At 59.9% G+C, this 26439-nt stretch carries 17 protein-coding genes and 9 pseudogenes; 18 read left to right on the top strand and 8 right to left on the bottom strand.

The genetic code is table 11. From position 1 onward, the window contains the following. The first annotated feature begins 915 nt into the window (after positions 1-915). Complete coding sequence (locus tag QCM77_RS04845; protein WP_279682082.1) at positions 916-2709, top strand: NEL-type E3 ubiquitin ligase domain-containing protein; 1794 nt, start codon at positions 916-918, stop codon at positions 2707-2709. Between the two features lie 191 nt (positions 2710-2900). On the opposite strand, the pseudogene QCM77_RS04850 reads toward QCM77_RS04845, so the two are convergent. Continuing rightward, positions 2901-3005 (bottom strand): annotated as a pseudogene (locus QCM77_RS04850) (transposase); the annotation flags it as partial. A 535-nt stretch (positions 3006-3540) separates the two neighbouring features. Between QCM77_RS04850 and trbB the strand changes: the two are divergent. From trbB to QCM77_RS04870, 4 genes and pseudogenes are all read left to right on the top strand, one after another. After that, a pseudogene (gene trbB, locus QCM77_RS04855) lies at positions 3541-4493 on the top strand (P-type conjugative transfer ATPase TrbB). Then, positions 4490-4831, top strand: a complete 342-nt coding sequence (locus QCM77_RS04860) for a TrbC/VirB2 family type IV secretion system protein (RefSeq protein WP_279682083.1) — start codon at positions 4490-4492, stop codon at positions 4829-4831. Before trbB ends, QCM77_RS04860 begins: the two are co-directional and overlap by 4 nt. After that, the gene (locus QCM77_RS04865; protein WP_279682085.1) at positions 4831-5106 is read left to right on the top strand and encodes a VirB3 family type IV secretion system protein; all 276 of its coding nucleotides are present in this window, start codon (positions 4831-4833) and stop codon (positions 5104-5106) included. The genes QCM77_RS04860 and QCM77_RS04865 overlap by 1 nt, the downstream gene beginning before the upstream one ends. 7 nt (positions 5107-5113) lie before the next feature. Next, a pseudogene (locus QCM77_RS04870) lies at positions 5114-5861 on the top strand (conjugal transfer protein TrbE); the annotation flags it as partial. Positions 5862-5965: 104 nt separating this feature from the next. On the opposite strand, the pseudogene QCM77_RS04875 reads toward QCM77_RS04870, so the two are convergent. Beyond that, a pseudogene (locus tag QCM77_RS04875) lies at positions 5966-6619 on the bottom strand (IS5 family transposase); the annotation flags it as partial. Between the two features lie 1176 nt (positions 6620-7795). Between QCM77_RS04875 and QCM77_RS04880 the strand changes: the two are divergent. Continuing rightward, a complete protein-coding gene (locus tag QCM77_RS04880; RefSeq protein WP_279682086.1) occupies positions 7796-9328 on the top strand; it encodes a hypothetical protein in 1533 nt (510 codons plus the stop codon). 149 nt (positions 9329-9477) lie between these two features. On the opposite strand, the gene QCM77_RS04885 is transcribed toward QCM77_RS04880, so the two are convergent. Then, positions 9478-10122, bottom strand: coding sequence for a hypothetical protein (locus QCM77_RS04885; RefSeq protein ID WP_279682089.1), 645 nt, complete (start codon positions 10120-10122; stop codon positions 9478-9480). Positions 10123-10701: 579 nt separating this feature from the next. Between QCM77_RS04885 and QCM77_RS04890 the strand changes: the two are divergent. Continuing rightward, positions 10702-11131: pseudogene (locus QCM77_RS04890) on the top strand (YbgC/FadM family acyl-CoA thioesterase). 13 nt (positions 11132-11144) lie between these two features. On the opposite strand, the gene QCM77_RS04895 reads toward QCM77_RS04890, so the two are convergent. After that, positions 11145-11357: a hypothetical protein gene (locus tag QCM77_RS04895; RefSeq protein ID WP_347882348.1), complete on the bottom strand. Its 213-nt coding sequence runs from the start codon at positions 11355-11357 to the stop codon at positions 11145-11147. Positions 11358-11716: 359 nt separating this feature from the next. Beyond that, positions 11717-13465, bottom strand: a pseudogene (glmS, locus tag QCM77_RS04900) (glutamine--fructose-6-phosphate transaminase (isomerizing)). A 1369-nt stretch (positions 13466-14834) separates the two neighbouring features. Here glmS and QCM77_RS04905 point away from each other — a divergent pair. The 3 genes from QCM77_RS04905 to QCM77_RS04915 all read left to right on the top strand — a co-directional run bounded on the left by QCM77_RS04905 (position 14835) and on the right by QCM77_RS04915 (position 17365). Beyond that, a complete protein-coding gene (locus tag QCM77_RS04905) occupies positions 14835-15158 on the top strand; it encodes a RedY/HapK family protein (RefSeq protein WP_279682091.1) in 324 nt (107 codons plus the stop codon). Positions 15159-15431: 273 nt separating this feature from the next. Next, a complete protein-coding gene (locus tag QCM77_RS04910) occupies positions 15432-16205 on the top strand; it encodes a class I SAM-dependent methyltransferase (protein WP_279682093.1) in 774 nt (257 codons plus the stop codon). After that, positions 16202-17365, top strand: coding sequence for a peptidogalycan biosysnthesis protein (locus QCM77_RS04915; RefSeq protein ID WP_279682095.1), 1164 nt, complete (start codon positions 16202-16204; stop codon positions 17363-17365). The genes QCM77_RS04910 and QCM77_RS04915 overlap by 4 nt, the downstream gene beginning before the upstream one ends. Before the next feature lie 364 nt (positions 17366-17729). Here the strand turns inward: QCM77_RS04915 and QCM77_RS04920 are convergent, their stop codons facing one another. Next, entirely contained in the window at positions 17730-18203 is a 474-nt protein-coding gene (locus QCM77_RS04920; protein ID WP_347882349.1) for a recombinase family protein, read from the bottom strand. Between the two features lie 915 nt (positions 18204-19118). On the opposite strand from QCM77_RS04920, the gene QCM77_RS04925 reads away from it, so the two are divergent. Both QCM77_RS04925 and QCM77_RS04930 read left to right on the top strand, forming a co-directional pair. Further along, a complete protein-coding gene (locus QCM77_RS04925) occupies positions 19119-19388 on the top strand; it encodes a hypothetical protein (protein ID WP_279682097.1) in 270 nt (89 codons plus the stop codon). A gap of 88 nt (positions 19389-19476) precedes the next feature. Continuing rightward, a pseudogene (locus tag QCM77_RS04930) lies at positions 19477-19754 on the top strand (HU family DNA-binding protein). Positions 19755-19792: 38 nt separating this feature from the next. On the opposite strand, the gene QCM77_RS04935 reads toward QCM77_RS04930, so the two are convergent. Further along, positions 19793-20482, bottom strand: coding sequence for a methyltransferase (locus tag QCM77_RS04935; RefSeq protein ID WP_279682098.1), 690 nt, complete (start codon positions 20480-20482; stop codon positions 19793-19795). Between the two features lie 657 nt (positions 20483-21139). Here QCM77_RS04935 and QCM77_RS04940 point away from each other — a divergent pair. After that, a complete protein-coding gene (locus tag QCM77_RS04940; RefSeq protein WP_279682100.1) occupies positions 21140-21901 on the top strand; it encodes an IS630 family transposase in 762 nt (253 codons plus the stop codon). Positions 21902-21922: 21 nt separating this feature from the next. Here the strand turns inward: QCM77_RS04940 and QCM77_RS04945 are convergent, their stop codons facing one another. Then, positions 21923-23257 (bottom strand): IS5 family transposase, encoded by a 1335-nt coding sequence (locus QCM77_RS04945; protein ID WP_279682101.1) that lies wholly within the window; start codon positions 23255-23257, stop codon positions 21923-21925. A gap of 112 nt (positions 23258-23369) precedes the next feature. Here QCM77_RS04945 and QCM77_RS04950 point away from each other — a divergent pair. The 5 genes and pseudogenes from QCM77_RS04950 to QCM77_RS04970 form a co-directional block, all read left to right on the top strand. Further along, positions 23370-23708: pseudogene (locus QCM77_RS04950) on the top strand (transposase); the annotation flags it as partial. 372 nt (positions 23709-24080) lie between these two features. Then, positions 24081-24302, top strand: a complete 222-nt coding sequence (locus tag QCM77_RS04955; protein ID WP_279682103.1) for a hypothetical protein — start codon at positions 24081-24083, stop codon at positions 24300-24302. A 142-nt stretch (positions 24303-24444) separates the two neighbouring features. Then, positions 24445-24684: pseudogene (locus tag QCM77_RS04960) on the top strand (OsmC family protein); the annotation flags it as partial. Between the two features lie 164 nt (positions 24685-24848). Then, positions 24849-24971 carry a hypothetical protein gene (locus QCM77_RS04965; protein WP_279682104.1) on the top strand — a complete coding sequence of 41 codons (123 nt, stop codon included), beginning with the start codon at positions 24849-24851 and terminating at the stop codon, positions 24969-24971. A gap of 23 nt (positions 24972-24994) precedes the next feature. Continuing rightward, positions 24995-26065, top strand: coding sequence for an NtaA/DmoA family FMN-dependent monooxygenase (locus QCM77_RS04970; RefSeq protein ID WP_279682106.1), 1071 nt, complete (start codon positions 24995-24997; stop codon positions 26063-26065). Positions 26066-26439 lie beyond the last annotated feature (374 nt).

Below are 26439 nucleotides of genomic sequence, written 5' to 3' on the forward strand. Positions count from 1 at the left end.
CTTGCGAAGATCCAGAGAATAAGGCTTGCCCATCCATGCTGGCCTCCGCCCAGCCAGCATGGTGAATCAGAAACAAGCTGATTTGGGAATCCCAAATCGATTCAACCTAACCCCATTCCGCTTTAGCCATGCAGGCGAGCCAGCTTTGCCTCGTCGATAACACGCTGAACGCGCTGGAGCAGGAGGTCATGCGCCATCAGTTCGATGACGAGCCTCGTGCAGCGGAAGGCGACATCGCCAGCCTTGTCGACGGCCCCATGAACGCAAACTCGGCAACCGAACCAAGGATGATATCGATAAAGAACTTCGCGAAGAACGGTCCTGTGGGCGTTCTCAAACCTCGTTGTACAACGACGCACGACCACACTCGCAGCTCGGATGGAGGACGCCGTCGGAGTTCGCCTTCCCCTGCCATCCGCGCCGGGATCTGGCGCTGCGTTATGCCGAGAGCTCCGCGCCAGCTCCCGTCGCTACCCCTGCCCAACCGGGCAAACCGAACAGCCGGACCGAACCCAGAATTGGACAAAACTTGGGGCAAGGTCACTAGCAAAGTGCAAGGGCTACCGCTGCGCGGCGGTGTCTGAAGGTAGCATCGAGCAAACGCGTGAGTCGATGGACAAAAACCGAATACAAGGCGCAAGCATCGGACAAGCGGGCAACGTACCGCGAAGTCCATATCCTTCAAGGATGCGAAGCGTAGATTCGGCGACAGCGCGCGGAAGGCGGCTGAGTTTACCCCAGGAGATCTGTTCCGTGTCGCTTCGACGACTGAGAATGCCGCAAGGCACTCTGACTGTTCTCTCAACATAGTTCAACGCTCGTCAGCTTGTCGAAAGCTGAATGTCTTAGTTGCTGCACCCATTCGATTGGGCTGAGAGGTCGCCTTGATTTGCTCAGTCCGACATGGAGTAGGAAATGGATCCCTTCGACGCAGGGCAGGCTCAGCGCGGTGACGGCAGCACTCCCGAATCTTCCGAACGCGAGGGACGGGAAGGTGAGGAGGCGCAGTGGGTTGGAGTCTTGACCCACGCGGTGCTCGCCGCTGACGATCCGGCATCCCTCGGGGATTCTGCTCCTGCGGAGGGGGGGCACGACCAGATGCTGGAGGAGTGGGCTGCCGAAGAGGGGCGGAACCCGCTCGAGGATCGGCAAGAGGCTGTAAGGCGAGTGAATGCTTGGAATCAGGGCGAGCTGGATCTTGGAATGTTGCGCCTCACCAGCCTGCCTCCACTTCCGGCCGGGCTCTACTTGCTCGACGCGTCCTTCAACCGGCTGACCAGTCTGCCCGAGACTCTCCCTGACGCGCTCGTTTCGCTCAATGTTAGGGGGAATCAGCTGACCAGCTTGCCCGCGCTTCCGGCCGAGCTCGCCTTGCTGGACGTGTACCACAATCGGCTCACCAGCCTGCCTGAGACCCTCCCGGCCGCGCTCGGGGGTCTCAACGTCGGCCACAACCAATTGACGAGCCTGCCCGAGACCCTCCCGGCCAGGCTCGAAATACTTGACGTTAGTGAAAACCAGTTGACGCGTCTGCCCGAGACCCTCCCGGCCCTGCTCGAAGGGCTAGACCTTAGCCAAAACCAGCTAACCAGCCTACCCACGGGCTTGCTGACGCAGTTGGGTGCTAATGCCGAGATAATTCTGTCTGGCAATCCGCTGCCCGAGCAGGTGCTGACGAACCTGGACACAATCCAAAGTACCGATGGGTATGCCGGCCCGAGGGTCTTCTTTCTGCCCAACGAAGGAAGTGAATTGTCCGAAACGGACGAAGGTCAGTCGGAGGAAGACTCCGCTGCGCAGTTTCTTCCAGAGACGGTAGCGGACTGGCTCAACCGGGATCCGAAGGAGGGCGATCCGGAGGTGGTGGCCAAGTGGCAGAGCTTTGCGGAAGAACCCGGCGCCCAGGAATACGCAGACTTCCTCAACGGGCTGCGGGCTACCGTGAACTCTGGGAACGAAGGATTCCAGCAGGCGGTGGTCAATGATCTGCGGCAGGCGGCGGCCAACCCGCAATTGCGCGCGCAGTACTTCCAGCTTGCTCTTGACGCCAACGAGAGCTGCGAGGATCGCAGAACTTTGACCTGGAACGGCATGCAAACAGCAGGCCTGATCGCCAACGTCGAGAGCGGGCTCTATGACAATAACGAGGGGGTCGCGGCCCTCGTTGATCTAGGCCGTGTCATGTTCCGCTTGGACGCACTGGGGGGGATCGCGCGCGAGAAGGTCCAATCGCTCCTCACGGACGACACCATCAACGACGTCGACGAAATCGAGGTCTACCTTGCCTATCAGGCCAAGCTGCGCGAGCGGCTGGGGCTGCAGCACATCGCCCCGGACATGAACTACTTCAACGTCTCTTACGTCACCGAGGATGACATTAACAGGGCTGAGACGTCTGTGCGGAGCAAGGAGGCGACGGGGTTCGCCGATTATTTGGCGACGGACTGGAAACCTTGGGACGATGTGGTGCTCCGCATTGAACCCGAACACCATGCCACGATGGAGAAACAGCTCGCCGATGCCTTGGAGGAGGAGTTCCCGGGCCGACTGAAGCAAAAACTCGTTGAAGCCGGACTGATCGGCGCTGAAGCCGATGTCGTTGCGGATGCCGAGCGGGAGTTCGGTCCCCAGGTCAGCAAGGACATCGCTCGCGAGATCAAGGGTGCTCTGAGGGACACGGTGCTCAACAAACGCGGCCTTGGTCTGTGAAGCGGCGTTTGCTGCTTCACAACGCGGTCCTTCATTCGGACCGATGGCGAATGGCACCGTCGCTTTTCTCGGGGAAGCAATCAGATAGGAGAGCAATGAATTACGTTGATAGCGAAGGTCTGCAAGAGCCCGAAACTCAACTCTTCCATTATCGGGCGCGCAAGCGCCGTACACGCCGGGATGGTAAATGTTAGCCGGGCGAGCGGTTTGGCGGCCAGGAAGAAGTTTGGTCGGCTGGCGATCCAGCGCGCGCTATCGGGCGAGAGGCCGCCGCCCGGCACGACGCAGTGGACGTTGGAGGACTTGGCGTGAACGCTCGAGAAGGTTCGCGAGCCAGGGATATTGATCCCATTCAAGACTAACGGGAGTTCGTCGATTTGCACGGAAATCTCGGCAGTCGGGGACGACGCGTCACCGGCGGCGAATGAACGAAGAACTCCGCCGCTAAATAATGAAAAATAGACGATCTTCAGTGCCTTCGCGCGCGCAACGTATTGCGGGATCGATTGAACGCGCCGCGCGCGGTGACATGACAGATTCGCACTCAAGAAGTCTGCCGATCAGTCTTTCAAAGCCTGGGCAAATTCACGGTCGCACATGTCTCTATGACGAGTCTGTCATCAGGGGCGGTCAGCAGCCTGCTATGCAGCAAGTACTTTTTCGCTGCTCTACGCTGACTCACTACGACAGCTGAATACTTGTTGAACGAACCCATTTCCTGCCTTTTCTATCCATGCCCGTCGCCGATCGCTTGTTGCGATTGGCGTTCGATGGGGGACGATCGTGGCGAGCACCTCACTCCATTCGGAAGCGTTCTCGCGTGGCGCGCGCATGCTGCGCACCGCGCTTGGCCCTGCGATAGCGACCCCTTCCTCGAAGACCCGTCCATCGTCGAGGTGATGCTCAACCCCGATGGTCGGCTCTGGATCGACCGGCTGTCGGGTGGTCTAGAAGATAGCGGACGGACGATGTCCGCGGCCGACGGCGAGCGGATCGTGCGCCTGGTCGCGCACCATGTCGGCGCCGAGGTCCATGCCGAGAAGCCGCGCGTCTCGGCCGAGCTTCCCGAGACGGGGAAGAGGTTCGAGGGACTTCTCCCGCCCGTCGTTGCGGCGCCGGCCTTTGCGATCCGCAAGCCCGCCGTCGCGGTGTTCACACTCGACGATTACGTCGCCGCCGGCACCATCACCGCCGGCCAGGCGGCGATGCTGCGCGAGGCCGTCGCCGCGCGGAAGAGCATCCTGGTCGCCGGTGGCACCTCGACCGGCAAGACCACCCTCACAAACGCGTTGCTGTCCGAGATCGCCGGCACCACCGATCGTGTGGTGCTGATCGAGGATACGCGCGAGTTGCAGTGCCGCGCGCCGAATCTGGTCGCGCTGCGCACCAAGGACGGCGTCGCGTCCCTGTCCGATCTGGTTCGGTCCTCCCTGCGGTTGCGCCCCGACCGCATTCCAGTCGGCGAGGTGCGGGGCAGCGAAGCCCTTGAGCTACTCAAAGCCTGGGGCACGGGCCACCCGGGTGGGATTGGAACGATTCACGCGGGCACGGCGCTGGGCGCACTCCGCCGCCTCGAACAGCTCATCCAGGAAGCTGTCCTCACCGTGCCCAAGGCGCTGATCGCCGAGACGATTGATGTCGTCGCGGTGCTGCGCGGCCGCGGCAGCGAACGCCGCCTCGCCGAACTTGCTCTCGTCGCCGGCCTCGATCCCGCCACCGGCGATTACCGCGTCCAGTCCGCCGGGGCGGGCGGCCAATCCTCGTTTCCCAAGGACCCATCATGATCCAGTTCCCTCCCGCGATCCGTCGCGTTCGCCGCCAATTCACCAAACTCGCGGCGATAGCCTTCATCTCCATCGCTGTCGCGCCCGCGGCCTACGCCTCCGGCTCCTCGATGCCGCGGGAGACGCCGCTCAATCAGATCCTGGAGTCGGTGCAAGGTCCGGTCGGCAAGATCATGTCGGTCATCATCATCACCGTGACCGGCCTGACGCTCGCTTTCGGCGATACCTCGGGCGGCTTCCGCAGGCTGATCCAGATTGTCTTCGGACTGTCCATCGCCTTCGCCGCGTCGAGCTTTTTTCTGACCTTCTTCAGCTTCTCCGGCGGAGCCTTGGTCTGATGGCGGCGATTGTCGATCCAGAGGTGCCGGGCTTCTTCGCGCTGGTCCACCGCGCGCTCACCGAGCCCATCCTGATGGGCGGCGCGCCGCGCGCGGTGGCGATCGCCGACGGCACGTTGGCGGCTGCCATCGCGCTCGGACTGCGGCTCTGGATTCCCGGCGCACTGATCTGGGCCGTGGGCCACGTCGCGGCCGTCTGGGCGGCCAAGCGCGATCCTCAGTTCGTGGACGTCGTTCGCCGTCACCTCCGCTATCCGTCCTATCTCGCAACATGAGGCTTCCATGCTGAACCTCGCCGAATATCGCAATCGGCCGACCAGCCTTCCCGACTTCCTGCCCTGGGCTGCGTTGGTCGAACGAGACGTGGTCCTCAACAAGGACGGATTATTCCAGCGGACGGCGCGCTTCCGTGGTCCAGATCTCGACAGCGCCACGCCTGCGGAGCTGGTTGGCGTGACGGCCCGCCTCAACAACGCCCTGCGCCGTCTCGGCTCGGGCTGGGCGATCTTCGTCGAAGCTCAGCGCAGAACAGCGCCTTTCCCGATCCCGCATCGGCGCTGGTCGATCTGGAGCGGCGGGATGCTTTTGAGGAGGCCGGCGCGCATTTCGAGCGCCGCTACTTCCTGACGTTCGTCTGGCTGCCGCCGGCCGAGGACGCCTCGCGCATTGAGGGCTGGCTCTATGAGGGTCGTGCGCAGAACGGCGTCGATCCCTACGAGCTGCTGCGCGGCTTCGTCGATCGGACCAACCGCGTCCTGCAACTGGTCGAAGGGTTCATGCCCGAGGTGCGTGGCTCGATGACGGCGACACGCTCACTTACCTGCATTCGACCATCTCGACCCGGCAACAGCGCGTCCGTGTCCCGGAGACGCCGATGCATCTCGATGTGCTGCTCGCGGACGAGCCGCTCGCCGGCGGCCTCGAGCCGCGCCTCGGCAGCCACCAACTTCGCACGCTCAGCGTGGTCGGTTTTCCGACCGCGACCCATCCCGGCATCCTCGACGAGCTGAACCGGCTTGCCTTCCCCTTCCTCAACGCGTCGACCGACAAGCGTACGGTCAGTCCGGATCGACTCGAGGCCAAGGTCTCTCCTTACGTCGTGCAAGCTGGTACCGTGATCCCCGCAGCGCTCAGATGCCCCATGTGGCACAGCTTGGCCTCCTTGCCGGCGCCTTTGCGGAACAAGCGGGCGTCAGGGTCGGTGGTCGAAGAATGCGTGTCATTCCTGCGCTTCTCGCCATGGAAATCGCGCTCTGCGTTGCGTCCGCCGCCACCCTGATCTTTCCCCGACGGCGGATCGTCCTTCGGCACGAAGCTCTTAATGCTGGCCCAGGCCTCGATCAGGGTGCCGTCTACCGAGAAGTGCTCACTGGAGAGCAATGTGCGGACCTGAGGCAGGTTCAGCACGCTGTCAAAGAACTTGGCCGCGATGTCGCCGGCGAGCAGCCGATCCCGGTTCTTGCAGAACACCGTCGCATCCCACACCCGATCATCCGCCGAGAGCCCGACGAACCAGCGGAACAACAGATTGTAGTCGAGTTGCTCCATCAATTGCCGCTCCGAGCGCACCGTGTAGAATGCCTGCAGCAGCAGCGCCCGCAACAGCCGCTCCGGTGGGATCGATGGCCGGCCGTCGCGCGCGTAGAGCCTATCGAACTTGCGCGACAGTCCGCTCAGCGCCTGGTTGGCCAGCGCCCGGATTGCGCGCAGCGGATGATCGGCCGGGATGCGTGTGTCCAAACGGACGTAGCTGAAAAAGCCTTCCGATCGCTGATCTTCACCGCGCATCGCGTTCCTCAAATCAAAGGAATGAAGCCTATGCACAGAATCACACTCGAACCGGCTTGCAAAACGACTTTTCAGCAACCTGCTAGAGAATTTCCTGCTTGGCGCGCTGCTGTTCTTCGTCAATCCCTCGAGTCAACATCTAGTCTTAGGCCTGAAGTTCGAGTTTGCGCAGATCGGCCCGCCAACGTTCGCGCCATTGCTTAATGCGTTGGCACTGCAGGCCAGCACCTGGCGGGACGGGTGAAGGGGGCGCGATGACAAGCATTTCGAATGTGGTGAACCACGCAGCGGCGGTCGGGAGTCCGCGCCAGTGCACAGGCGATCCAACACCTGTGCGCGTCTAGGAACGAGATAACCCCAGCGGGCCGCCTACGCTGACTGATGACCAACGACGAGCGTACGAAGGCACATCTGAAGAGATGTCGATGGTGCACGAAATTGTCAGTGTGGGTACGTAGTCGTCTGAAGACGCGTGTTCCGCACCATATGATGCTGGGGTGCAGGTAGAGCCGCCCCAGGACGGCGCAGCGCAGCGATCTGACGCGGACGCGCAGGCCGAACATCAACAGCTCTCTGGCGGCCGCTCCCGCTGGCGGAGCTGGACCGCCGGCGCTATTGTTCGCGAACGGAACGCTGGGCGCGATGGAGACCTTTGCTGGTCGCCTCGCTCAGGAAGCGGTGCGTGTGCGTTCTGGCGAACCGCAACATCGACAGGAGGTCTGCGATGCATCGATGGCGGTACATGCCGCGGTCAGATGGACTGGTCGCAGGTGCAAGAGCGGGCCTCCACACCTGGCGCGCGAGAGGCAATCAGGAGGCCTATTGCAGAGGGTTTCGCGGTGAGCGGCCGACACAATCTGTTCGCCCGCTCGATGGCGAACTCCGAACGTGCCGGCAAGCCAGCTGACGCGTCTCTTGCCCAGCGTGACAGCGGCGCTTGCGACGTTCTGCGTCGCAGCGCACAGTAGCATAGTCGCTTTTGGGCAGATTGGAAGCTCATCACCCCACAAGATCGATGCCTACCGAGCCGCGGTTCTGTCCAACGGCAACACAGCGTATGCCTACGGCCGTGAAGCCGCAAAACCTCGTGGCTGAAGCCTTCCGGTTTGTCTCGCACGATGCCCTGCTGACCCCGCGAGCTGCGGGAGCCAGCTCCTCGCAATACTTCTTGAATTCATGGCACAACAATCATTGCGTCATGTCGACCAAGGAAGGGACTTCGATCTCTGTTGGCCAGCCATCTCCGCTGTCTTTGAGGCCCTCGACGTCGCCTTTGTTTCTGCATCGGCTCGTCTTGCTCAGCCCGATAGGCCCGCGGCAATTTGGCGCGATCGTTTTGCCGAGAGGGCCTCTGCTGAGGGGCAGCCGCCGTCATCGCTCAATTTCATTGACGCGATCGATCGAGTGACACAACGTGCGGTCGCTCGGCAACTCGTTGCCGAAATCTCTGACGTCATACCTCGCGAGTTGGGTGCGCCATTTTGGATTGGAGCACTGTTAGCTGTGGGAACACATTTGCGCGAACCGATGTGGCAGGCCGAAAACGCCACGCGGAGCACTGGCGCGAGTCCGGGCGGCAGTGATCCCGAGTCATTGCCCATCGACGCAACGCCGCGGGAACAGGCCGGACAAGCCGAGCCATCGTCTTCCGGCGCATCTTCACCTGCGCCGTCGCCCCCGATCATATCGTCCGAGTTGCGTGACGATAATCATCGACCAGTCACCCACGGCGCGGACTCCGCGATGTCTGACACGTCACAACAACAGGGTGATCACATTACGCCCGACTCGATGAACCGCGAGGCTCCGGCTCCTGGCGGATTGCCGCAGGACCAGGTTCTTGAGGCCTGGGCTGCAGAAGAGGGGCTGAGCCAAAGCGAGAATCGACTAGACGCGGTACTAAGAATGAGAACTTTGGAGATGGCCGCGACCGCTGCGCAGCTAAACCTTGCATCGCTGACGGTCGTGCCCCCCGCCTTCCCGGCGGGGCTCCAGCGCCTAGACGTCTCCAACAATCAGCTGACCTACCTGCCGGAGTTCCTTCCGACCGGTCTCAAGGAACTTTATGCCGGATTAAATTGGTTGACCCGCCTGCCCAGCCTCCCGCCCGGGCTCCGGCGCCTGGATGTTGCCGCCAATCAGGGGACCAGCCTGCCGGAGACCCCCCCCCCGCCTGGGCTCCAGATCCTGCATGTCGAGGACAACCATGCTCCCCTTATTTCGGACCTTAGGAACGGCCAGCTGAGCGAGTTGCAACTCAGTCCGCCGGTTGCTGACGACATACGTCAGGCAGCCTTAGTTGGTTGGGAGAGGAAGAAGATGGAAGAACTTCCTGCGGGGACAAAGTTCAACCACGCTAATAGGGATGGCGTGTGGGGCGGCTCGGGGCAAAGCGGGCATACGGGCGAAGCAATTTGGATGACCTCAGAAAATGATGTGAACGCGGCACGCGGCTATGCGGGTTGTTCTGGAAAGTACTTTGTTATCGAGGCGCAAAAGCCCCTCAAACTAGCGGTCATGGACGAGCGGTGTGATCAGGTGGAACATGACGAACTAGGCGCATGGGCTACCATGGCGCAGAAATATGGCTTGGATGGAGTGAAGACGGAAAATGGAAGCTCGTACGAGGTGGTTTTGTTTGACAGAAGCAAGATTGCACCTGCGGCTGAACGTGGTCTCGGTTTGAGAGAGCCGCCTCCGCAAGTTTGAACAGGTCGACGAGTGGAGTTTCTGCCTGACAGCGGGCACGCTGGTGCCTGCGAATCAGGAGCGACGACGCGTGCGACAAACGTGTTGGTAGAAACGATTACGAGCGTCAGGGGTCGGCCGATCAGCGGGCGTCGCGTTGCGGAGCCCCCCTAGCAGGAGCGTATCCGTCTCGGCTGCATCCCAGTTCTGTCCGTTGTCGATGACGGCATCGAGGAGTTGGTCAAGCTGTTGGCTGCTGAGGCGACCGGCGAACGGCGTGATGAGGTCGTTGAAGTTGGTCTCGGATCACGCCAGCTACCCGAGCCTTGATACTCTTCGACCGCTCGGGGCCACAGTTCGGCGAGCGGCTGGGAGGCGATTGCGGCGGCCAAGTGCTCCCGATTGAGGCCGGCGATGAGAGGCAACAGCACAGCTCGGAATTGCGGGACGGTCACGCCTGCCAGGATACGATAGTCGGCGAGAACCGCAGGGTCGGCATTATCGATGATCTCCTGCAGGGCCGTGCGTGTCGGCTCCTGCAGCCGTGGCCAGAAATCCGGAAAAGCGGCGATGAAGGCGATGGCGCGAGGCCGGTTTGCCGGCTCGAGATTGTCCATCAGCGTGACGATTGCCGGGGAAACGTCCGGCCAGGCGGGGGCGGCGCGGTCGCGCACCGCGACCAGCGAGGGGATGATCTTGCGATGGAGAGGTTCCCATTGCACTGGCTCGCCCTTGAGAAGAGATTTTTGCGAGCACCGTGCCGAAGTTACGGACGTTCTGAGCGCGGACGCGCGCGAGGTAGCGTTGCTCGACATAGTCGAGGAAAGGCTGACGGGTAGTAGGGGTCTGTGTTTGGGTCCAAAACGGGCTTCGATCCCCCATCATTATGTTTCAACGTGCTAAGAGGTAATCGAGCGTGATCTAAAAGGCATAAGTGGGATGGTTGTGCTGCCGTTTTGTTCGTAACGAACTCTCGATTTCAGATGGTCGTCCATCATGCCGGTGTCGGCTGCGAGTCCCCGCGACCACCGATTCGTGCGATATAGGCGTAGGCGACCCGGAAACGGTCGCCTTTCGCGCATTTCGCAGAGATCGGGTGTTACGCCTCCGGGATTTGAACTTGCTCGGCAACATTCCAAGCCGTAGTTGGATCACCCTTCCAGACATTGCGCTCCTTGTCGGTCGTCAAGATCGCTTGACATCGAGGTCGGGGGGCGGCGGACAGCAGCGCCTGGCGGCGCTATTGATCCCCGGCGCAGTGCATGGCGCATTCACGCCGCGCGGCGCTGGAGTTTTCCAGCTGCAGGAGACAAGCTCAGAGGTTTTGGCGCTTGCTCAGAAAAGCGCCTCTGTGCAAGACACTTGGTTCCCGGACGTAACAAGGGGAACCGCAGGTGACAGCCTCTCTTAACGGAGAAATTCGCGATGGACGTCATCAGATGCAGGTCCGCGTCTATTTTGAAGATACTGACTCCGGCCAGATTGTTTATCACGCGAATTTTTTGCGCTTCATGGACCGCGGCAGAACGAACTACTTGCGCCTGCTCGGAACCGATCAGCAAGCGCTGCTCGGAGAAGCGCGGAACGAAGCGCCCGGCTTTACCTATGACAATCGATTTTTTAAAGCCGGCGGTCTTGGACGACGTGCTTGACGTCGTCACGCTCCCGCTAGAGGTGAGAGGCGCGTCGATTGCCTTGCTGCAGGAATGCAGGCGCGGAGACGCTCTCTTAGTAACGGCGCGTGTACGCGTAGCGTCTATTTCAGGCGGAAAAGCGCAGCGCATCCCGAAGGCGCTTCGGCTTGCTATGGAAGGGCATAGATAAATCTGCTCCTTATTCAGGCTTTAGCCGTCCAGCGACCCAATGAAAGCAATCCGTTAGCCTTCTGTTGCGATATCGTCAAACCAGTGTTCTGGTTCACGACATCCACTTCGTTCGCCAATCCCGGAGTGACGATCGCACGATCGCTGTCCGACACCTTCACCGGTATCGCGCCGAGTAGCGTTGTTCCCTTCATCATCGCGCAATTGATTGGGGCCGTGGCGGCCACAACGCTCGCTGGATGGTTGTTTAGGAACACCGCTTAGAGTGACTGCTTGCGCTATCGAGTCTTCCTCGTCTTACGCAGGCTGTAGCGGATAGGCCAATGCGTTCGGAGAGAGCCAGTCTGGCTCATGGTACGCATCCGGTGACGGCACCCGGTCAGGTCGCTTTGGGCAGATACCGTTTGCAGACGCAGTTCAAGCATCCTGCTCCGCGTATAAAACGGATGCCTCTTGGACATCAGAGCAGGTTGATCGCAGCTTCTCCGCCCCAAGCCGCAACTTAGCGTTGTTACCCAGCCGCCCGGCGAGGAGCGCACCGATATTTTCGTGTTGAGCGTTGGACTCGCGGAATATCCAGGCCCGCCTATTCGACAGTGACCGATTTAGCAAGATTGCGCGGCTGGTCGGCGTCTGTGCCCATCATCAATCCGGTGTGATACGCCAAAAGCTGCATCGGAATGTCATAAACTATCGGAGTAAAGTTTGTCGCCATGTCAGGCAGTACGACGGTCGCGAGCAAGTCCACAGTGGCCGCCTCGGCCCCCTTTGCATCGGTTATTAGGATGATATTGCCGCCTCTTGCTGCAACTTCTTGCATGTTTGAGACCACCTTTTCGAACAATAGGTCGCGAGGGGCGATCACGACTACAGGCATGCCATGGACGACCAGCGCAAGCGGGCCATGCTTGAGCTCACCCGCAGCATAGCCTTCGGCGTGGACATAGGCGATTTCTTTCAGCTTCAGCGCGCCTTCCAGCGCCAGCGGAAAGGAGCTGCCGCGGCCGATACAGAGTGCGCCACGCGACTTGGCGATCTCGCGCGCGAGATTATCGATTTGCGGCTCGGTCGCAAGCGCTGCTGCAATCAGCCGAGGAACTTCGACCAACTCCTGCACGAGTCTGGCCTCGTCGGCGCGGGACAATTCACCGCGCGATCTCCCGGCGGTGATCGCAAGAGCCGCGAGCACTGTCAGTTGGCACGAGAAGGCCTTGGTCGACGGGACGCCGATTGCCGGCCCGGCCAGGGTCTGGAGCACGGTCTCGCTCTCACGCGCAATCATCGAGGTCGGCACGTTGACCACGGAGAGCGTGTGCAGTCCCTGCGACTTGGCGCAGCGCAGCGCAGCGAGTGTGTCGGCCGTCTCGCCGGACTGGGAAATGAGGATGGCGAGATCGCGCTCGCGCAGAGGTGGTTCGCGGTAGCGGAATTCGGAGGCAACATCGACCTCGACTGGGACCCGGGCCAGCCGCTCGAACCAATATTTGGCGACGTGGCCGGCATAGCTTGCGGTGCCGCAACCAGTGATCAAGATTCGGCCAAGGTCATGGAAGTCAAATGGGAGCTTCTGAGGCAATGCGACGCGCTGGGCCGCCACCTCAACATAGCGTGCCAGCGTATGTCCGACGGCTTCCGGCTGTTCGTGGATTTCCTTCACCATGAAATGGCGATAATTCGCTTTGTGAATGAGCACCGACGACGTGCTACATTTCAGTACCTCGCGATGGGTTACCATGCCTTGCATGCCATAGATTACAAGGGATTTGCGGGTCAGAACGGTCCAGTTGCCGTCCTCTAGGTAATGGTCTCCGTGAAAGGCGCAAGTGCAATCTCATCCGACGCCAGATACATTTCGCCGTTGCCATGGCCGATCGTAAGTGGTGAGCCATTGCGGAAGCCGATCAATATTTGAAAGGAAAGATCAGCGCGAACGCGCCGCGCAATCTAGGCAGCGAAGCCTTCACCGCGTCCTGAGGCGAACAGCCCTTCAAACGAATTGGGCACCCTGCTGTTGCAGCTCGGCGCGCAGCGCAAGAAAAGTTTCAATAATGCCATTATGGACGACCGTCACATTGTCAGTCGCATGCGGATGAGCGTTATTCTCAGTCGGCTTTCCGTGGGTGGCCCAGCGGGTAAGCCCCATTTCCGGAATGCCCCCAGAGCGGCACTGCGCGCAATCGGCTCTCTAGGGCTTCCAACTTGCCCGCGGCGCGCCGCCGATGGAGATGAGGACCTTCCAGCGTTGCAACGCCTCCGGAGTCATAGCCGCCGAAAGGACCAATTGCTTCGAGACCGGCCGGCGTCCCAAAATGCCGACAATTCCGCACTTGCAGATTAATATGCCCCGCAGCTACCATTGAATCACGATGTCTTTCCAATTGTAGGCGGCAAGCTAAAGGCGTTGCCAGCTCAATGAGGCCTTCCATTTATTTGCGTGACCCAAAGCAGCAATTTGCATGCGAATAGCGAGCGACTTTACAATGCTCCGCTTTCGAAAAGGAGCTCTTGGCTATGCGACGCGTATCCGGTGCCCTACACGCTCTTCGGCGGATCTCGCCACGCTAGTCGATCATTCCGCACCCAGCAGGAAAGAATTGAAACAGCGCTTGGCTCCCCGCCGATCGTCCGGTGCTTGCCGTGCACTGAGGAGGACGGTTTGCATCGCGAACGCGCCGAAATCCGCACTAAGCGCCACGTCACAGTAAAATCCCCAAAAGGCTGTCCAGTCATAAGCCTAAAACCTCTGCTGCCCTCGAGCCTCCAACGCGGTTTGCCCTTCCTCACCCCCGCCGACTGGACCCCAGAGCAGGCTCTTGCCGTCTTGCTGCTCGACGATCTCTTCGCCGTCATTACAGGCGCCTCTCGACGTAGACGATCCTCATCTTCGTACGATGCGTTCAAGCGGTACGCCGCGCCTGGAGCGTTTCGCGAAGCGTTTTGCGCTTTCATCTTATACTGCGCTGGAAAATTCGAACTTCGAGGAGCCTATCAAGGACCATATCTTGCCCCCTCGATCTCAAGAGCTGCAGTCGCCGCCACGTGGCCACCGCGTTGTCATATTCAGCCCTGTCTGAATCACGACGTATAAGGTGCGAAATTCGACAAGTCGGCACAAGTAGTCCGCCCATGCGTCGCGAAGGAGTTGTTTTGTCCGCTTCCAAGCAAGCTCGCATAAGGCGTTTGTGGCACGCAGTTTGCTAACTTCCGGTGGAAAACCATTTCGAATATGGCGGTCTCGCAGACAGCCCAGCCCGGAGCTTCACATGGCGCTTGCTCGATTGATTCAAATAAATGCCATCGACACAGCACGGTTGAGTGAGATTGCGCCAATTGAAATCCCGTCGGGTGCGTCGAAGGGACTTCTATCATTCGTGCTGTGCAGGACTTGGTCCTCATCACCTCTAGAGAGCGGCAGCGACGCTCAGGACATGCGCTGTGCTTCAAAGGCTGCAGTCGATCATCGTCGCGCGTGTGCCCACTTGTCACTCACGATATCAGGGGCAAACCCATCAAGTTCCTCCCTTCGGAGACGAGGCGTTCCGCACGTTTTGCGCGCCCGTTTTCGCGGAGTCGATGTCCATCGGCCCAGGTGACCAGCGCTAAAGGAGCGCGCTGGAAGCGCACTGAGGCGATCCGTCGCTTACGATCTTGCTGCAGAGCTGGCCGCTTGAATTTGCTTCGCCATGATACGAGAAGGATCCAAAATGGCTGTTGTCCGATTTGTATTTGCCGCATTGAAGCCGGGTGTCAGCGGAGCCGACTATGAGCGTTTTGAGCGCGAGGTCGACTATATCGTCGCGAGCAAATTGAAGACTATTGTCAGCTATTGCACGCACCGCATCACCGAAACCGGCTCTGGCCTATCAGGCGGACCGTGGGATTATATCGAGCGTATTGAGGTGACCGATCGCGCTGCCTATCAAGCTGAGCTGGCTGTGGTCGGCAAGGAAATGCTTGAGGAACTCTACGAGAAGTATCTCGACAGATCCAAGACGGTGTCGGTCTGGTCGAAACGGATCGAGCCATGAGGCTCGAGGTCACGGCTCACAGCAAAAGTGGCGTTGGTCGGCGGTTCTTCCCCGAACGCCGGAGCAGAAATTCCACATGAGTTCACGCGAGCGAGAGTGCATGGTGCCCTTCACTATTGCGGGCAGATTTCGAAGGCTGTTGGCGATTTGCGGTCTGGCATTCATGTGCAGCAAGACCCTTGCCCGCTGATTAAGTCCCGAACTGCCCCGTCACCCCAACACGCTGGGTTCGCGGCGACATTGGGTATTGCAAATGGAGGAACCGGCGCTCTCATGTCCGACAATGCTGCTCAATTCGATGAATTTGCAAGTCTGCACGAGAACATGGCTCAGTGGCCCATTCGAAAATACATCGAAGTGCCGAGTGTACTAGAGGCGATCGGCGACGTTGATGGCCTATCAATCCTCGATTTCGGGTGCGGCACGGGGGCAATTTCGCGAATGCTTAAGCAACGCGGAGCGCGCTGCGTTGTAGGATATGATCCGGCGCCGGGCATGCTGAACTACGCGCGGCGTCGGGCAGAGAAAGAGGCGTCCGATCTCTCCTTCATCGCCCATCTCTCTGCCAGTATGACAGCCCAATTCGACGTGGTACTTGCATCCTATGTGCTTCCCTATGCTGCCAACAAGACTGAGCTGGACAGCATGTGCGGCGAAATGGCCGGACTGTTGCGTCCCGGCGGGCGCTTGGTATCGCTATCGACTCATCCGTCTTACAACCCACACTCAAATCACTACGAAGCCTGTGGGTTCAGGCTCGTTGTCGACGATCCTGAGAACCCGTATTTAGAAGGTCGACGCATCAGGATCGAGTTCTGCAAAAACGGAGAACAGGGCGGCGTATTCGCATGGCATTGGCCCGCTCCTTCTTTGGAAAGGGCATTAGGACAAGCCGGGTTCCGGTCGTTGAAATGGAGGGAATTGGGTGCTCCAGCATACTCCCATATAGAACAGCTCCCCAAAGAGCTGCATGCATATCTCCAAAGCCCGCACGCGATCATCATTGAAGGTGTATTCGCCCGTGGACATGCGGAGCGAAACCCATGACGTTTCTCCCGTTCAGGACCGAGTTGTCGGGCGTTCCGCACGCTCTATGCGGCCTAAACGAGCATGACTGGGATGCGCTGGTCAGTGATAACAATTTCTACAACAGCTACCGATGGCTACGAGCTCTCGAACATTCATTCGGTACAACAGACGTGCTCGCGGTCCACGGGTCGGCCGGACTCGTGGCTGCGTGTACGCTTTGGGAGGGAAGCCAATCAGCTGGGATGTTCTTCCTACCAGATTGCATGGGGGGTATTCCTGGCCCTTGGCAACAAACCTTTCTCTGGCTGGGGGGACGGCGCAACACCCACAACGAGATTCCCTGCGTCCAGGGCGGGCGAAGGCGTGAGGCTTTGACAGCGTTAGGACGCAGCGCTCTACACTATGCTCAGGAACGGCGATACGCAGGCTTTGTAATGCCGTACATGCCCTACCAGGCGGCAGTGGAATTTGCTGGGGTCATAGGGGGGGCAGTCGTTTTGCATTCTGCCGAAGCGTCACTGGAAGTGCCGGACACAGGGCTCCCCGGGATGATGGCGCGCTCGTCCGCGCATGATCGTAATCAAAGTAAGTCCGAAATCTCGGCATTCCGGCGAACGGGAGGCAAGATCCAATGGCTACCAGCCCATGAACTCGATGACCTAATAGCCGCTGATTTCATAACCCAGAACAGGTCTAGGTACGGCAATGCCGATGATCGTGACTGGATGGAACGGATCCTCGCCGGGCAGAGGAAGGCGGGTGTCTCGCATTTTGGTGCCGTAGCAATTTCCAAGCGAAACAACGAGATAACCGGTATGGCCGTTTTCTATCGCTTCGGAACGGCACTTCACTTGCGCTACTTCGGGGCAGACTACAATCTCGATCTCAACGATTACAGATACTTCGTATTGTGCTATTATGCGCCTCTCGATTATGCTGCGGCGCGCGGCCTCAAGACATTGCGGCTTTCTACCTCTGCGCTGCGCGCGAAGGTGAACCGCGGGGCAAAGATCGAGCCGCAAGCGATCGTCGTCAAATGTGTTAGTGAACAGCACATCAGCCGCTCTGAGATCGAGCGGCACAATCGGTGTGTGCTCAGGCAATATCAGGATCAATTCCCCGGCCATCTGAGCCGCGATTGGGAATTAGTCGAGGCTCATCAAGATCCTCCGGATTAAGTAACTGCGAGATCGGGCCAAGACCCGCGGAGACCTTAGGTGCGATACCCCTCGACGCGGTGGCGGGACTTGGAGTAGGGGATGCTGCGCTGGTTCTGTTGTCGCCGGCATATTTCTCATTGATCAGAAGCTGATGAGACCGTGCCCCTGGTCCACGGGCGTCTAAGGTCGGTTGGGATGCCCTATTCATTGAGATCGGCCGCAATCTCGCCCTCGCTGCGACCTTCATGGACGAAAGCCTGATAGATATTGCGGACTAGAACGACTTCTTCCGCGGGACCGGGGGGCAGGATCACGCGGTCGGTCTGGATGCTCTTATGCTCGCCGCGTTCAAGAACTCCTTTGATCGCGTGGTGCTCGTCAATCAGAGTCCGCCGTAGGCCGAGGCCCGCAGGGCCTCCCTGGCGGTAACCTTTTCGATCGGACGGCCCTGGCCCGCGAATACCTTGGTCGAAAGCTCGCGGCTATATTCGCCGGCCATCGCGCGCTTGATGCCTTTGGCGATGGTCGAGATCGGACTGCCATCGTTGTCGAACTGCTCCGCGCAATATTCGACGGCAATCCCCGCGCGCCGGCAGATATATTCGTAGTAGCCGCTTTCGTCGGCATCATGAAATCGGCCCCAGCGGCTGACGTCATAGACGAAAACCAACGTGAAATCGGAATTGCCGGATTGCACATCCTCGATGAGCTGCCTCAGCGCATCACGCTCCTCGATCTTTAGGCCACTTTTTCCAGCGTCAACATAATTCGAACGATCTTGATCCCACGGGCTTCGGTGTATTGCCTGATCGCATCGAATGGTTTTCTGTCGAATACTTTGATGGTCCGTCGACATGCGGACGTATTCAGCAGCCCGAATAGGAGGTTCCGGCTGCTCCGACCGATCATCGTTGTAGAATGTCCGGCTCGTCACATCTCGCGCTTCCTGATTTCCGACTGCGGGTCCGGGCGACCTACCGCCGCAGCACATAACGGGCCTCTGCAGCCATTCAGCACTGTAAGAATCTAACCGCGGAGGAAACGGAAGATGTTGCTGAAAAAGGGCAGGAATACCCATATGGACGGGCGTCCTCGGTGGGCGTGAACCCTTTGCACGGACCATGGCTGACCTATTGCGCAAGGAGCACGGTGATAGCCATCGTGTGATTAAACAACTCATGCGCCAGACCGACGCGAGCGAAAGAACTGTCAAGCACTGGCTCTCGGCACAGCATGGCCGGATACGGTGTATTTCCTGCGTCTTGTAGTTTCGTCGCCAATCATCAGGGCTTTCGTTCTTGGCTTGATCGAAAGCCCTGCGGCAAACCCGCTATCCGATCCGGTTGATCGCTTCTCGCTCGCCACAGCTCGGAAGGCCTATGTCGCTGGCGAAGCCGCTGGCAGGAGGCGTCAACAGGTGCGCAAAAAAATGACTCTGAACGAGTCCCTAAACGTGTCCCTATGAATGTCCCTGATCAAATCGAGCTCAGCGAACGACAACGCTGGTTCCTGACCCGTGTGGCGGAAGGAGGTCGGTGCGGAGCCAAGGAAATCGTAGCGCAATGGGAGGTAAGTCTGAAAACTGCGCGCCGGTACATTGGCGCTCTCCAGAAAGCGCAACTCCTCGAGTATGTCGGATTACGTAGAACGGGGAAGACATCTTCGCAAACACGCGGCGTTACCCTGAGTCCGAAAAGTCGGCCACTCCAGGCATCTTGGGTTGGCCAATGAATATGCAGCCTGCTGCGTCAATTTCTGCTTGGACTATCGAATGGCTCCGCAAGCGCGAGCCGACGGTCGGCCGGCTCGTCGTCGAGCGCCCCGCTTCGTCGGAACGCCGGAGCAAATCGCGGACGAACGCCTGCGCTGGCGAGAGACGGGGATCGACGGCATCAGTTTGATCAACTGGACGATCCTCGGCTCCTACAAGGAGTTCACGGAGTACCTCCTGCCCGTCCTGCGGCAGCGCCCATTCGCGAAAGCTGCCGACCTAAGTCGAATTTTTGGGATAATTCGCGCAAGCGGCCAAGCCGCGTCTTGACGTGGCTGCGATGCGCGCTCCTCTATGCTGAGGGCGCCGAGGCTGCGCGCAGCCGATTGCAACCGACACCCCCGAGGAACGTCACACCATGACCACCGCAGCCGAAATCGCCGACGAGATCGCCAAGGCGTACAATCTGCCAAAGGCGCAAGCCAAGGCCATCGTGGACGGTGTCTTCAAGTCTATCGCCGATGCAGCGGCGAGCGATGCTGAAACCAATGTGCCGGGCTTCGGCAAGTTCAAGGTGAAGCACACCCCGGAGCGCGAAGGCCGCAATCCCTCGACTGGCGCGACGATCAAGATCGCGGCGGCGGAAGCTGACGTTCGCCCCGGCCAAGGCCCATCAAGGATGCGCTGAACGGCTAAAGGGAGGGGCGCAAGGCCGGGGCTCTTGTTGGTAGGCTTCACCGAACCGTGAGCTCCCAGATGATCCGGATGTGCCCTCCATGAATCGATGGTCGGAAAATATGCATATTTCTAACGCGCAGCTTACTGTCATCAATCAAGTTCACAACGCGCCCAATATCTCCCTGATCAGAAAAGACGACATACATTCTGCCATTCGCATTGAGCCAGACACGTGCTCCCCCTAGAGCTGAGGCCATGACTCTATGATCTTCGTCAAAGCAAGAGCGCTCCAGGTCGTCCTTTGCTTTTCGGTTCCAATACGGGGCAGCAAAAAGAATAAGGTCGAATTTTTCCTTAGGCTGCAGCGCAGAATAGATGTCACTGTGGCGCGCTTCTGCGCGCTCGGAATAACCTAACTGCTCGATGTTTAGCTTTGTGGTGAGAACGGCTTGCGGATTAATATCGAGAGCCACTAGGCGTTCTGCTCCAGCGCGGAGTGCTGCCAGCCCCAACACACCTGATCCGCATCCCAGATCTAGCACTGTTGCTCCAGATTCGATGTGCCACTTCGATATCAAGACATCGGGAGCGTGACTTAGGCGTGGTGACAGCACGCCAGGGAGAATGTGCAAGAGCATACCGCACACTTCCACATCGTGCGGATGTTCGCATGACCGCAGATCAGCGATCATTGCGTCCACATCGGTCGTTTGGCGCCGCGCCGATATGGCTAGGGGGGCGGTCATTTCAACTCTCCAAATTTGTAGCGGGCTCGGCAGCTGCCGCACGCTCGGTGCTCTGTACAGGGCATGAAGTCTATGGGAATGGGAGCATGGTATGTCTTCGTGTCTGAATGCCATCGTCCTTCACAAGCTATCGTTGCCTCTCAATAGCAACGTCCGTGCCATCAGCATTCAGAACGCGCTCGGCTGCTGATTTTCCTGAAAGAGCGGCTGCCGGTAAGCCTTGAGCTGTTCTGCCGCGCCAGCGTGTCGGCACCCGTGTCAGAAACCGAACACGTATAAGCGATTTGGTACACGTTCGCGACTATCCTCGCGGCAGTCGACCAGAAAGCAGAAATTGCGAGCTGCATTGAAAATTCACGTTACGAAAGCTGGCCAGGAACACACAAGCGTGCGCTCATTCACGGTTCTGATGCCGCCGAAATGGACATCTAAACGACCGATTCCATGAAACCTGCGTCGTAGAGCGGGTTGAATTGGTGGAACGGACGGGTTGTTGGCGGATTCCTCGTTTGCGGTCGGCGAAACGAGGAGCTGTATCATGGCAGGATGGCGGCGAGCGGTCGAATTGGCAATGAGTGATGAAGAGCTGTCGACCTTGGCGGCTCTTTCGCGGTCGAGAACTGAGCTGGCGAGCCGGGTATCGCGGGCCCAGATGTGTTGGCGTATCGGGAAAATCCTTCGTTCTGCGCGGTGGGCCAAAGACTTGGGGTCCATCATCAGACGGTGCAGCGCTGTGTCGAGCGAGCACTGGCCGATGGCCCGCTGGTGGCCCTCGATGATCGTCCGCGACCGGGCAAGGAGCCGACGATCACGCCTGAGGCCAAAGCCTGGCTGGTGTCGCTGGCGTGTGACAAGGCCAAAGACCATGGCTATCCGCATGAGTTGTGGACGCGGCTCTTGGCGCGCCATGCGCGCGAACAGGGGCCGGCGGCAGGGCACGCGTGTTTGGCTAATTTGGTCCAGGGAACGGTGTGCAAGATCCTCGGCCAAGAGGAAATCAAGCCGCACAAGGTGAGCTACTACCTTGAAAATCGCGACGCCGAGTTCGAACAGAAGATGGCGGAGGTCCTGTGCGTTTATGGTGAGGTCCAAGTCCTGAAGAAAGCCTCTGCCAAGGGAAAGCGACGGGCAAAGCCGGTGACGATCGTCTCCTGCGATGAGAAGCCGGGAATCCAGGCCATCGCAACGACGGCGCCGGGTTTGCCGCCCAAGCCTGGCGGCCACGCCACCTTTGCGCGCGATCATGAATACAAGCGCCATGGCACGCTCAGCCTGTTGGCTGGGATTGATCTGCTGACTGGCAAGGTCCACGCCCTTGTCAAAGACCGCCACCGCAGCCGAGAGTTCATCGAGTTCCTCAGGCTTGTCGATGCCGCCTATCCGCCGAACACTGCGATCAAATTAATTCGTCGTTCGTGAAGAACGTTTCTGAGCGCCGTTTTAGGCAAGGTGTGGATGCGATAGGCGGCGGCAGAGAATCCGCAACAGGACGCGTAAAAGTTCCTTGAACCAGTGGCGGAGCAGGCTGAAGTTGTAGCCGGCGGCGGCGAGCACGGCGTTGATGCGGTCGCCGTCACGACCCTTGAGATGGTTGCGGCGCATCCGGTGGTCGTCCTTGAGATGGCCGATCACAGGCTCGACGGCGGCGCGACGCCGCATCTCGCGGCGGATGGCTTTGGTGACACGGCGAACCTGGCCGCTGATCCAGACCTTGAACCGGTCGGGATAGTTGTGGCCGCGATAGCCCTTGTCGCCGTGGATGCGGCGGGCTGCGACACCTGTGAGCTTTTCCAGATCGGCGATGACGGGGCCGAGCGTGTGGCCGTCATAAGGATTGCCGTGCAGGGCCTTGGCATGCAGCACGAACTGCCCGCCTTTGGGTGCTGTGGCAGGTGTGGCAATCGAGACTTTGCAGCCAAACTCGTAAGGTGCCCGGGCCTTGCCTTTGCCGACGCACTCGACCTCGGGGGCGTGCAACGAGTAGACCTTGGGGCCGCGCTGACGCGGCTCTTGATGGCGAACCCGGTGGGCGAGATCGAGCAGCGGACCAAAGCGATCCTCAAGCGCAGGGTCGCCCTCGATCTTGCGTCTGATGTCACGGATGACGCGGCCAAGCCGGGTGCGCAGGAATTTGAGTTCTCGCCGGGCACGCTTGAACTGGTGGGCGTGCGTGTAGCGCCCCACCATGATGGCGGCGCGCTTGGCCACGCGCAGATAGCTTTGGCGCAGTTCGACGCACTCGCGTTTGGCCAAATCGACCAGCTTCTCGATCGCCCGGTGCATGAGCCGCGCATCGCTCGGATGCGCGATCGCCTTTTCCTGGATGGTGGTGTCCACAATGACCCGCTCGAGATCTTTGGTCTCGATCGCCCCCGTTCGATGTGCCACCGAGAGGCTTTCTTGCAACAGCGCGGCGATCTGCTCCTCTCCCAGCCGCTGGCGCCAGCGGGTCAGCGACGAGCGATCGAACGGCAGGTCGTGCCGGAACACCACCTCGCCGCAGAAATACTGGAAATACGGGTTCTCGACCCACCTGTCGCACAGCGCCTCGTCAGAGAGATTGTGCATGTGCTTGAGGATGAACAGTCCGGCTACCAATCGTGTCGGCAACGGTGGCTGCCCCGGGCCGAGGCGACACACCGAACTGAAGCGTCCCGCCAGGAAGTCCCAATCGATCTCCGCCGCCAGACGCACCAGCGGATGGCGAAGGTTGATGATCTTTTCCAGAGATGGACGAAACAGATCGTCCTGACGATTGTCGCGCGGCTGGCTCATGGGCTCTCCCCAACAGCGAATCTCGCCGTCAAAGGAATCACGAAGCCGCCAAATCCGGAATCCCAAAACGCCAGAAAACCCAGACCTACCCACGGTTTTCTTGCAAAATCGAATACTTGCTCACGTCAAATCACAGCGACGGATCAATCACTTCCGAATTCTTCACGGACGACTAATTCTCGACAATCATTCCGCGCACATATCGAGAGAAACCAGAACCTGGCTCGCCACTCGGCCGGTTGGACGCTTCGAACTCACCTTCACCCCCAAGCACGGCTCGTGGCTCAATCTCATCGAGGGGTTCTTCTCCAAGTTCGCCCGTTCAGTCCTGCGCCATATCCGGGTGGCCTCAAAACACGAACTCAAAGAGCGCATCATGGCCGGCATCGACGACGTCAATCGCCATCCGGTCATCCACACCTGGTCCTACAAACTCGCCGACGCCGCCTGATACGATTCCAACCAAGAAAACGCTGAACTAGTTGATGAAGGAGCGAGCGATACGTCACCCCCGTACCGACCTCCGACCAATCGAAAAGTCGCCGACCATACCGGTCGTCGCGACCATAGCGAAGTGATCACCGCGACCGGGATCTCAAGATCTACGATCGCGATCATTAGCGCAACAGCACATCAGGCATTGCAGTCCAACTCTTCAGTTGAAGACACTCTCTTGTCATCCGGCACCTTCTTTGTCGGCACGACTCGACACTGCAGCGGCCTTGGAGAAGGCATCTGCCGGCCATCATTCATTCTCCCCTTCCGCTCGGTCACGTCAGGTTTTGGAAAGCTAACATGAGTAGACGAAGAGAATGAAGGAACGATGCCAGCAGACTGGCCATGGACCGATTCAACACGATCAACCCAGTCGATAAGCAGTCCGCTGCGTCCGATCGACGAAGCGGCCGCGGTATCGACCCAGGATCTCGCCGACAGTTTCCACGCGCTGAGCGTTCTGCCGAACAAGGTCGACGTTCTATCGTTCCTGCTTGGAGCGCAATTCGACGCAGCAAAGAAGGCCGTCGCGCTGGAGCTCGGTGCATAAGCAGCGACGGCTGGCCAACAACACAGAAAAGCATCATGAACGCTCAAGCCGGCGAGAGGTGTTGATCACCTCTGCCACCATCGGCCCGTTCGGCCGCTACCTACTCAGCGCAGGAACGAACCATTTCATCTCGGACCAGCGTGTGGCGGTCGGCGGCCCCGGCGAGGCGATCAACGCCGGTGAATTGCTGCTGTCGTCGCTCGGCAGCTGCTCGCTCGGGCTGATCCAGAAGACGGCGAAAGAATTGGGAATCGTTCTGCGCGAGGCCGGGTCCGACGTCTCGTTCCGGCGCCACGCCACCGATCCGACGAAGTACGAATGGATTCGCATCGCTGTGCGCCTGTCCGGCGTGACGGCGGGCGAGGCTGAGACGCTTGTTGCCGGCTTCACCGCGAACTGCCCGATCTACAACACGCTCAAGCGTGGCGGGCCCGTCGAAATCTCCTGGACTGTGAGCGGACCAATGCCTGACAAGCCGCCTTTGTCTCTGCAGGCCCGGTCTCCGGTAGCCATGCGGGCTGGCGGCATCCGGAAGCGGATGGCGACTTGCTGTCTGCCGCCTACTACCAGAATATCGGCCGGCTGTTGGAGCAGGGGCGCTTCGATCTTCTCTTCATCGCGGACAGCCTCGCGATCCCGGACACGCTGGGCGGCAGCCTGGACAGTTAGCTTCGCTACGGCTCGATCCGCTGGTGGTGCTCTCGATCATCGCGGGTGCGACCAAGCATCTCGGTCTCGGGGCGACCATTTCGACAACCTACGCCCAGCCCTATGTGCTGGCCCGGGCGCTCGCGACGCTCGACCACCTCAGCGGCGGCCGCGCCACCTGGAACATCGTCACCTCGTTCCAGGAGGCCGAGGCGCGCAATTTCGGCCTGACCGAGCAGCTCTCGCGCGAGGGGCGCTACGAGCGCGCCGACGAATTTCTCGAGGTCGTGACCAAGCTGTGGAATTCCTGGGAGAATGGTGCGCTGGTCCGGGATCGCCAGACGCCGCTGTTCGCCGACCCTGCGCGGGTGCACCGGATCGACCATTCCGGCAAATGGTTCAATGTGCGAGGCCCCCTCAATGTCAGCCGACCGCCGCAAGGGCGCCCGGTCTTCATCCAGGCCGGCACCTCCGATCGCGGCCGCGATTTCGCAGCGCGATGGGCCGAGATCATCTTCGTGACACCCGGCCCGATCGACGTCGCCGTCGAATTCCGCAACGACCTGCGCGCCCGCGCGGTCCGTTTCGGCCGTGACCCGGACACGATCAAGGTGCTGCCTGGCATAGTGCCGGTGATCGCCAACACGGAGAAGCAGGCCAAGGCGCTGCAGCACGAGCTCCAGGCATTGTCGTATCCAGAGTCTGGCCTCTCGACATTGTCCGATCATCTCGGCGTCGACCTCTCGCGCTTCCCGCAGGATCAGGTCCTGCCTGAGAACCTCGACGTTCCCGGCGTCGAAGGGCACTACCGCGAGGTCGCCGAGCTGACGCGCCGCTCGGGCGTGAGCCTTGCCGAGCTGGGACAGCGCTACGGCGCGGGGAGAACCACCAGTGGATTTACCGGCACGCCCGGAGCGGTGGCGGATCGCATGCAGGAGTGGTTCGAGGCGGGCGCCTGCGATGGCTTCATGTTGCAGGTCCCATATCTTCCAGGCGGCTTGGAGGAGCTGGTCCACGGCCTCGTGCCAGAGCTGCAACATCGAGGGCTGTTCCGCACTGAGTACGACGGCTCGAACTTGCGCGATTCTCTCGGCTTGCCCCGGCCGGCGGGCTGATGGTCGGCGCTGGCCCCGACGCAATGTTCTTCAGTTTCAGACACTCCCATGATATGCAGCACACCGTTGTGATCGTGCGACGAATGTCCATTTACGGCCTGAAAAACCCCGGGGCACAACCAGTAAGTCATTGATAGTGTTCAGCGCGCAGACTCTCAATCAGTGGCCCGGTCGGTGTTCATTCATTCAACAAGCTTAGGAATCTCTTGTTCAATCAATCGCTATAATCGGGTGTTGCGCCTCCCCGATTTGAACCTATCGAACGATGGCCTTGTAGTGTAAGCGGCGTTCTCAGGCCACGGCTTTGAGGGCTTGAGCGCGGTAGGCCCAGGGCAGAAGCAGGTCGATGTCTCGGTTTGGATGTCCGTTAGCCT

Source organism: Bradyrhizobium nivariense (genome assembly GCF_029846695.2).
Classification (GTDB): Bacteria; Pseudomonadota; Alphaproteobacteria; order Rhizobiales; family Xanthobacteraceae; genus Bradyrhizobium.